This window comes from Micromonospora sp. D75, assembly GCF_018070405.1.
In the GTDB taxonomy this organism is placed as follows: domain Bacteria; phylum Actinomycetota; class Actinomycetes; order Mycobacteriales; family Micromonosporaceae; genus Micromonospora; species Micromonospora chalcea.
Map to the genome: position 1 here is coordinate 1 of NZ_JAGPXV010000778.1, position 2,444 is coordinate 2,444.

At 73.7% G+C, this 2,444-nt stretch carries 3 protein-coding genes; 2 read left to right on the forward strand and 1 reads right to left on the reverse strand.

What is annotated here, in order from left to right:
- Together KBX39_RS28905 and KBX39_RS28910 are read left to right on the forward strand one after the other, a co-directional pair.
- A partial coding sequence (locus KBX39_RS28905) for a cellulose binding domain-containing protein (protein ID WP_210873570.1) occupies positions 1 to 522 on the forward strand: 522 nt, incomplete at its 5' end.
- Positions 523 to 638: 116 nt separating this feature from the next.
- Positions 639 to 1,571, forward strand: coding sequence for a superoxide dismutase (locus tag KBX39_RS28910; RefSeq protein WP_210873572.1), 933 nt, complete (start codon positions 639 to 641; stop codon positions 1,569 to 1,571).
- 38 nt (positions 1,572 to 1,609) lie between these two features.
- On the opposite strand, the gene KBX39_RS28915 is transcribed toward KBX39_RS28910, so the two are convergent.
- The coding region (locus KBX39_RS28915) for a cation:proton antiporter (RefSeq protein ID WP_210873575.1) at positions 1,610 to 2,444 on the reverse strand (835 nt) is incomplete at its 5' end.

Genomic DNA, 2,444 nt, shown 5'->3' on the forward strand with positions numbered 1-2,444 from the left:
ACCGTGTGGGGCATCCGCGACACCGACTCGTGGCGGGCCAGCGGCACCCCGCTGCTGTTCGACGGCAGCGGCAACAAGAAGCAGGCGTACACCGCCGTGCTGAACGCGCTCAACGAGGGCGGCACCCCGCCGCCCACCACCGCGCCGCCGACCAGCACCCCGCCCACCTCGACGCCGCCGACCAGCACGCCGCCGACCAGTGAGCCGCCGACGACGACTCCGCCGCCGACCGGCGCCTGCACCGCCACGATCACCACCAACCAGTGGCCGGGCGGCTTCGTCACCAACGTACGGATCACCGCGGGTTCCAGCGGGCTCAACGGGTGGACCGTGTCGCTCACCGTGCCGTCGGGCTCGGCGGTCACGAACACCTGGAGCGCGCAGGCCAGCGGCACCACCGGCGCGGTGACGTTCCGCAACGTGGACTACAACCGTCAGGTCGGTGCCGGTGGCACCACCGAGTTCGGATTCCAGGGCACCGGCACGGCGCCCTCCGGCACGCCGGCCTGCGCGGCCGGCTGACAGTCGGCGTGACCCGGCACGGGAGCACCGTGCCGGGTCGCGTCCCCGGCGGTCGCCGGCCGGCGACCGTACAGTGGGGCAGGTCCTGTTCCACCGTTTCGTCCGGAAGGACCACAGTGAACCGACGCATCAGGACCGTCCTCGGCGTCGCCCTGGCCGCCACCCTCGTCACCACCGCCGCCCCGGCCCCCGCCGCCGCCCACGACCGCCGCCCGAGCGTGATCGCGCTGCCGGACGGCTTCCAGCCGGAGGGCGTCGCCGCCGCCGGCCGCTACGCCTGGTTCGGGTCGCGGGCCACCGGTGAGATCTACCGCGCCGACCTGATCACCGGGGCGGGCAAGCAGGTCAGCCCCGCCACCGGCACCCCGTCGCTCGGCCTGAAGGTCGACGCGCGGGGCCGGCTCTTCGTCGCCGGCGGCACCGCCGGGGACGCCCGGGTCGTCGACACCCGCACCGGCGCCGTGCTCGCGAGCTACCGGTTCGCCGAGGCGCCGACGTTCGTCAACGACGTGACGCTCACCCGCGACGCCGCCTGGTTCACCGACTCGAACCGGCCGGTGCTCTACCGCCTGCCGCTCGGACACGGCGGCACGCTGCCGCCCGCCGGCGGTTTCACCACACTGCCGCTCACCGGTGACTTCCAGCAGATCGGCACCGGCGTCAACCTCAACGGCATCGCGCCCACGCCCGACGGGCGCGCGCTGATCGTCGTGCAGTCGAACACCGGCACGCTGTTCCGGGTGGACCCGGCCACCGGCGTCACCACCGCCGTCGACGTGCCGGGCGCCACGTTCCTCAACGGTGACGGCCTGCTGCTGCTCTGCCGCAGGCTGTACGTGGTGCAGAATTTCCTCAACCAGGTCGCCGTGGTCGACCTGAACCGCGCCGGCACGGCCGGCGTCGCCCGGGGCGTCATCACCGACCCGGGCTTCGACGTGCCGACCACGGTGGCCGCCGCGCTCGGCCGGCTCTACCTGCCGAACGGCCGGTTCACCACCCCGCCGACTCCGACCACCCCGTACACGGTCGTCGCTGTCGACGCGCGCTGAGCCACGCCGGCCGCCACCCTCTCCGGGTGGCGGCCGGTTTACTCCTCCATCTCCGGCCCGAGCAGGCGGATCTCCTCGATGTCGATGGCCGCCTGGAGCTGCCGCAGCACCACGTCGTCGATCTGCCTGGTGTTGCGCAGCCGGGTGATCTCCTGCCGCTTGTGGTCGAGCACCCGCAACCGCAGCCGGCGGGCCATCTCCCGCTCCCCCTCCGCCTCCTCGCCGCCGGGGTCGCGCGCGGCGGCCAGGTGGTCCTCGTAGTCGGCGCGCAGCCGGTCCACCGTGTCCTGGGTGGCACCTACGTCGCTGGCGGCCCGGGGCAGCGCCTCCAGGGCTGCCTCGGTGGCCCGGATCCGGGCCCAGCGCACCTCGTCGTCGCGTTCCCGGTCGCCGGTCAGGCCGGCCCAGCTCACGACCGCGGGCAGCGTGGTGCCCTGCACCAGCATGATCAGCACGATCACCACCACGGTCACGAAGATGATCAGGTCGCGTTCGCGCACGTTGCTGCCGTCGTGCATGGTGACCGGCACGGCCAGCGCGGCGGCGAGCGAGACGGCGCCGCGGAACCCGGCCCAGCCCACCGCGGTACGCATGCGGAAGTCGAAGTGCCGCGCCCGGCTCGACTCCCGCCGGTCCGCCCGTTGCAGCGCCGACACCGACAGGTGCACCCAGAGCAGCCGGATCATCACCACGACCAGGGCGACGAGCACCGCGATGCCGAGCGACGCGGCCGGCGAGTGGCTGGTGATGCTGCGCAGTGAACGCGGCACCTGCGTGCCGAGCAGCACGAACAGGCCGCCGTTGATCATGAAGGTGGAGAGGTCCCAGAACGCGAACGCGGTGACCCGGGAGCGGGCCCGGATCACCCGGGGC